6 protein-coding genes and 1 pseudogene are annotated in these 4,997 nt (G+C 77.7%); 2 read left to right on the top strand and 5 right to left on the bottom strand.

Annotated elements, in window-relative coordinates; all coding sequences use genetic code 11:
- Positions 1-314: 314 nt before the first annotated feature.
- The 5 genes from EDJALFJO_RS00370 to EDJALFJO_RS00350 all read right to left on the bottom strand — a co-directional run bounded on the left by EDJALFJO_RS00370 (position 315) and on the right by EDJALFJO_RS00350 (position 4,126).
- The gene (locus tag EDJALFJO_RS00370) at positions 315-1,034 is read right to left on the bottom strand and encodes a hypothetical protein (RefSeq protein ID WP_088281072.1); all 720 of its coding nucleotides are present in this window, start codon (positions 1,032-1,034) and stop codon (positions 315-317) included.
- A gap of 1 nt (position 1,035) precedes the next feature.
- On the bottom strand, positions 1,036-1,431 hold the full coding sequence (locus EDJALFJO_RS00365) for a hypothetical protein (protein ID WP_088281070.1): 396 nt from the start codon (positions 1,429-1,431) through the stop codon (positions 1,036-1,038).
- 26 nt (positions 1,432-1,457) lie between these two features.
- On the bottom strand, positions 1,458-2,819 hold the full coding sequence (locus EDJALFJO_RS00360) for a hypothetical protein (RefSeq protein ID WP_198949866.1): 1,362 nt from the start codon (positions 2,817-2,819) through the stop codon (positions 1,458-1,460).
- Entirely contained in the window at positions 2,816-3,289 is a 474-nt protein-coding gene (locus EDJALFJO_RS33910) for a hypothetical protein (RefSeq protein ID WP_094354978.1), read from the bottom strand. The genes EDJALFJO_RS00360 and EDJALFJO_RS33910 overlap by 4 nt, the downstream gene beginning before the upstream one ends.
- Before the next feature lie 159 nt (positions 3,290-3,448).
- Complete coding sequence (locus tag EDJALFJO_RS00350; RefSeq protein WP_088281068.1) at positions 3,449-4,126, bottom strand: hypothetical protein; 678 nt, start codon at positions 4,124-4,126, stop codon at positions 3,449-3,451.
- Between the two features lie 137 nt (positions 4,127-4,263).
- Here EDJALFJO_RS00350 and EDJALFJO_RS00345 point away from each other — a divergent pair, with 137 nt between their 5' ends.
- The gene (locus EDJALFJO_RS00345; RefSeq protein ID WP_088281066.1) at positions 4,264-4,641 is read left to right on the top strand and encodes a hypothetical protein; all 378 of its coding nucleotides are present in this window, start codon (positions 4,264-4,266) and stop codon (positions 4,639-4,641) included.
- A gap of 143 nt (positions 4,642-4,784) precedes the next feature.
- A pseudogene (locus EDJALFJO_RS00340) lies at positions 4,785-4,997 on the top strand (hypothetical protein); the annotation flags it as partial.

The following is a 4,997-nucleotide window of genomic DNA, read 5'->3' as shown; positions in this document are numbered from 1 at the left end:
GTCGGTGCCGCGTCCGGCCGGGCAGCTGTCGGGGGCTCGGACGAGGGCTCGGTCGGGGTGTCGGTCGGGGTGGCGGCGGGTGCGGCGGGCATGCGGTGTCCTCCGACGGTCGGCCTGGGCGTGCAGCCACTGTCCCGAGGTGCACCGGTGACGACGGACGGCCGACCGGGTGAGTGCGATCGGTGGATGCGTGACCGGCCCCGCCGCCGCGGTCACGGTGGGTCGGGACCGGTCACGGCGGTCCGCCGTCGCCGCCGCTGACGTCACAGCGGGTGCGCGTCAGGGCCGGCCGGGCCGCGTGGGGGTACCGACGGTCACCCGGCGATCTTGACCTTTCCGCGGGCCCTTCCACCCGGACGGCGCAGGCCGGCGACGACGAGCAGCACGCAGGCGAGCGCGGCGAGGCCCCCGACGGCCCACAGCGCCTGCGTCGTCCGGCTGCCGAGCAGCCCGCGGCCGGTCCAGTCCAGCCGGCCGTCGACGGTGAAGGGCCGGTCGCCGTACAGCCCGCGAAGCCGCCACGTCGTCAGCGAGTGCGGCCGGGACGGGTCGTCGACGACGGCGGCGGGCCGGCCGAGGCCGCCGTAGTGCGTGCGGGCGTCGTGCCAGGGGACGACGGGCTCGAGCCCGAGCGGCTCCCAGCGCGGCGGACGGGGCGTCTGCGCGTCCGGGGTGTCGGCGGTGACGAGGCCCGACCCGAAGCGGCCGTTGACCCGGGACGTCACCGACTCGACGTTCTCCTGCGCACCCTGCGGGCCGATGCGCAGGTACGGCTCGCCGTCGTAGCCGAGCACGACCAGGTCGACCGCCGTCGTGTTCCGGACCCGGACCCAGGAGCCGTCGCGGGCGAGGTCGACCGTGACGCCGGCGACCGCAGGGGAGACCGCGGTGACCCGGCTGCGGTAGAAGGGCGCGTCGCCGCCGGAGCCGTGCGCGGCCGCCGGTGCGGCCGGCCCGAGCCCCAGGAGGAGCCCGAGGGCCGCGACGAGCACGGTCCTCGCCGCGGCCGGCCGCCGGCCGGCGCGGGGGCGCACGTCAGCCCCCGAGGAAGGCGCTCTGCGGGATGCCGCAGGCCTGCGCGGCCTTCGCGACGTCCTCGCGGGCCCGGGCGGCGAGGTCGGCGGCCTTGGCCGTGTCGCCCTTGCCGAGCGCGGTGTCGACGCCGTGCAGGTGGGTGTGCAGGGCCACCCCGGCGTCATGCACGCGCGGGTCGCGCAGGCCCGGCAGGATGCCGTCGAGGGCGTCGGCGACGGACCTGGCCTGCGCCTGCGTCGGGGTGCCGGCCAGCCCCGCCTTGGAGACCTCGGCCGCGAACCCGGAGCAGGCCTGGGCCATCTCCTGCGGGGTCAGGGTCGTCCCGCAGCCCGCGAGGAGCACGAGCGTGCCCGCCGCCAGGGCGGCCGCCGTCCGCCGCACCGACATGGTCCGCACACGTCCTCCTCAGGGCCCGGCCGGGCTCAGGCGCCGAGCAGCAGCCCGAGCCCGGTCATGGTCAGCACCACCATGATGGCGAGCAGCGGCACCTGCGACGCCACCGGGCGGCGCGCCGCGGGCGCGGCGGCGGAGAGCACCAGGGCACGGTCGTGCGCGAGCACCGTGCCGACGACGTGGCCGCCGACGATCGCCGCGACCTGGACGAGCGAGATCGTCCGCGCCGTGACGAGCAGGTAGTCGACGCCGCGGCCGGTGAGCCCGAGCAGGTCGGCCCCGGTCGCGAACGGGTCGCTCAGGAGGATCCACGTCGTCTGGCCGTCGAAGAGCAGCAGCGAGAAGTAGTGCGCGACGGCGTAGCCGGCGGCGACCGGGACGAGGGTGTGCGCGAGCGGCGCCGCGGCGCCCGGGTAGCCCCCGAGCCGGCCGGCCAGCCCTGCACCGGCGGCGAAGAGCAGCCCGACGAGGGCCACCGTCGCGAGCGGGCCGGTCGTCGAGGGCAGGACCGCCTCGCCCCCGGCGCCGAACCCGTTCTGCCACCACTGGGTCCGGCCCAGCCCGTCGAAGGCGGTCGAGCCGACGAGGACGACGACGACGGCCACGAGCCCGCGCCGCGCGGGCAGCGCCGCGGCGCCGTCGAGCGGGTTGCGCAGCACGAGCACGCCGTCCGACCGGCGGCCGACCGGGGCCAGCGCACCGAGCAGCCGGGAGTACGCCTCGAAGCCGTCCCCGCGGAGGAACCAGCGCTCGCCGACGACGGCCGCCGCGACGAGGTGGACGAGCGCGTAGGCGACGAGGAACGCCCCGACCCGGCGCGGGTCGCTGCGGTCCGGCGCGGCGAGCTCGAACCACGCGAACGCCAGGAGCGACAGCGCCGCCGGCCGGTACCCCCAGCGCTCGGCCAGGTCGGGCCGGGCCGGCGCCGGGAGCACCCGGGCGAGGAGCCGGTACGTCGTCCGCAACGGGTTGAGGGCGCCCCAGACCGGACCGAGGAGCAGGCTCACCGGCACGAGGCCGACCCAGAACGTCACGAAGAACGCCCACGGTGCGGCGTTCTGCGCGACGTCCGGCGAGCCGGCCAGGGCGATGACGACGACGAGCACCGACAGTGCGAGCACGACGGCCTGCAGCACGAGGCGGGGCCGGCCGTGCGCGAGGGCGGCCACCGGCCGGGGCAGCGGCCGCCCCGCCGCCGCGCCGGCGAGCCGCGGCGTCCGCCACAGCGCGCCGAGCGCGACGAACGAGACGAGCACCGCGAGCCCGCCGCCGGCCACGACGTAGCCGACCGGCAGCGGGAGGTCGGCCCGGGTCCCGACGCCGTGGGCGAGCGGTCCCGCGCCCACCGGCAGGCCGAACGGCACGGCCGCCGCGACGAGGGCCGGGGTCACTGCACCTGGAGCTGGACGAGCTGCAGGCCCTTCTCCTCCAGCTCGACCTCGAAGACCCCGGTGAGGGTGGCCTTGAACCTCAGGTCGGCGGTGCCGCCCTTCTCGACGTCGGCGTGCTTGTCGTAGCCGTGGAGGTGGATCTCGTCGGCGACGTCGCTCGTGACGCGCAGGATCACCGTCGAGCCGGCCTTGACCTTGACCCGGCCCTTCGGGCCGGTGACCTTGCCCTTGGCGACGGTGATCTCGACGAGCTGGCCCTCCTCGGTGGGCGTCGGGGTCGGCGTCGGGGTCTCGGTGGGGGTCTCGCTCGGGGTGGTGGCGGACGCCGCCGGCGCGGTGGACGTCGTGACCGCCGGGGCGGAGGTGGCCGCCGCCGTCGACGAGCCGCTCGCGCAGCCGGTGAGGGTCACGGCGCCGAGGGCGGCGACGGTGAGCAGGAGGGTCGTGGTGCGCGTGGGACGGCGGTTCATGGGACGGATCCTCTCGTGGACCGGGTGGGTCGGCGGCGCGGACGACGCGCGCGTCGACGAAGGAGGTGGCGCACCGGAAGGACGGCACGGTGCGCTGACGGGAACGGCGGACCGGACGGGCCGCTCGGGCAGACCGCTCGGAGACGAGCGGCGGGCTGCTCAGACCGCGAGCGGCGGGCCGCGCCGCGGGTGCGCGGCCGTGGCCAGGACCTGGTCGCAGAGCACCGCGACCGCCGTCCGGGGCCGCACCCGCGGGCGCTGCCGGACGGCGGGGACGAGGGGCGTGGGCACCGCGAGCCGCAGGGCCGGTCGGACGGCGCGCAGGGCGGCCCAGACGGCCGCCTCGCCGCGCCGCAGCCACCACGCGGCGGCGACGGCGGCCAGCAGGTGCGCCAGGAGCATCGCGTGCCCGGGGTAGACGTGGGCCGCGTACCCGGCGTCCGGCCGGCTCACGAGGAGCGGGTCCGTGGCCCAGGCCCGGGCCGCCGCGTCGGCCCGGCCGGGGCAGAGCACCGCGTGGACGAACGTCGTGAACGCCCTCCCCGGCACGCAGTGGCACAGGCACAGCACGAGGTGGAGCACCGCCTGGCCGGCGAGGAGCATCACCGTGACGCCCGCGCCCGAGACCTCGCGGCGCCGGGCCGGGAGCCCGCAGAGCGCCACGAGGACCAGTCCGACGGCGAGCAGCCGGGGCGGCGGGACCTCGTGCTCGACGAGCACGTGCCCGGCGGTGCCGAGCGTCGCCGCGACCGCTGCGAGCACCGGCAGTCGCAGCGCCAGCGCGACGCGCGCGGACGGCGGCACGTCGGCCGCCGGGCGCACCGCGGTCGCCGACATGTCCGCGAGAGTAGGCGGCCGGGCGGCCCGCGTCGATCGACCCGGCCGAAGACCATCCCATCGGGCGGTGACGACTTGCGCCGTCCAAGGCGTGTCGCAGCCACCCGGTGGTGACGTTAACGCACACACTGCTGCCCATGGACGCGACCGCTGACGACCGCCGCGTGGTGCGGCTCGTGGTCGACGTGCTCGCGACGCCCGAGCAGGTCCACCTCCTCGCGACCCTCGTCGGGGACGCGCTCTGCGGCCTGCCCGACGACCACGAGGGGCCGTGCCGGGTCGCCTGGCGGATCTCGCACGGCGTCGAGGGGGACGGCGCGGCCGGGCCGGTGGCCCTGACGCCCGCCGACGTCGCGCAGGTGCGCGCCGCCCTCGGTGCCCTCGAGGTCCTCGCGCCGGACGACGCGCTCGCGAGCCTGCGGGCCGAGGTCGAGGCGGCCCACGGCGGCCACCACGTCGTCCTCCCGGCGGACGACTCCGGGGTGTGCCTGAACGGTGGCCCGACGCGCACCTGACGGCCACTCGGTGACAGGGGGCTGCTGCGCCGCAACGGTGCGTCCACCTGCTGCGCTGGGCACGGCAACGGCGGTTGACAAGATCGCCAGGTCGGCGAGAGTGTCCGACCCGATCGTTCGCTGCCCGAGGAGGAACCGGCCGCATGTCCGCCGACGCCGGCCCGCCCGCGGACCCTGGCACGAACCCGTCCGCCGACCCGCCCGAGGGCTCCGCCGTGGCGGCGGGACTGCCGCCCGGTGTCCCGCCGCCCCCGCTGCTCGGCGCCCCCGGAGCTGCCGACGTCGACCTGTTCAGCCCGCGCACCGAGCCGATCGACCTGCGCGCCGCGGCGAAGCGGGCGGTGCCCACCCGCCGG

It is taken from the genome of Kineosporia sp. A_224, assembly GCF_002198655.1.
In the GTDB taxonomy this organism is placed as follows: Bacteria; Actinomycetota; Actinomycetes; order Actinomycetales; family Kineosporiaceae; genus R-H-3.
This window is presented reverse-complemented; position numbering and strand designations above follow the sequence as displayed.